Origin of the sequence: Facklamia sp. HMSC062C11 (assembly GCF_001810675.1) — a bacterium.
GTDB classification, from domain to species: domain Bacteria; phylum Bacillota; class Bacilli; order Lactobacillales; family Aerococcaceae; genus Facklamia; species Facklamia hominis.
Genome location: NZ_KV802399.1, coordinates 24,377 through 25,019 on the forward strand (window position 1 = coordinate 24,377; position 643 = coordinate 25,019).

Consider the following 643-nt stretch of genomic DNA (forward strand, 5'->3'; position numbering starts at 1 on the left):
GGCAGAGGAAGGGTTCTTTTCCATAAATTTTCCGATTTGAATTAAGATTTGGTTAATTATTTTTGAGAGAGTAAGCATAGCGCATTAAAGATAGGCAGTCTCTATAATCAAGACAAGAATTTATGGAAATGAGTCTCATTAATGATTGAATATATTTAACAACTCTCTTTTAAAGAATGAAATCGATATAAATAATTCCATTTGTTAGGGTAGTTTATAAAAGCTAGCCTTAATTTGACAATCCTGATCTTAAATTTTTAAGATAATAAAAGATTTATCCAATTGATTAAACTGGGTACTATTCATTTTAGATATTTATAAAAATACCTCAGAATTGACTTTCTTTAATCATACGGTTATGCCATCTATTAAGTAGTTAAGCGATAGCCTTGAAACAGGCGATAAAAATAAACCAATCCCACAGCCGTGGTCAAAGGACAGTTGGCACACATCAAAGTCTTGGCGCTTTAGCGCTTAGGCTTTGAGTAGCCAGCTGAGCCAAGGAGACTTCTTTAGAAGGCTCCTAGCGGTCCACCACAGCTGTGGGATTGGATTTAATTTTTATCAGCCAGTGAAAAGGCTCTTTCTTCCTCGTCTAAAGGAAGCTCTCTGCGGTCCACCACAGCTGTGGGATTGGATTTAA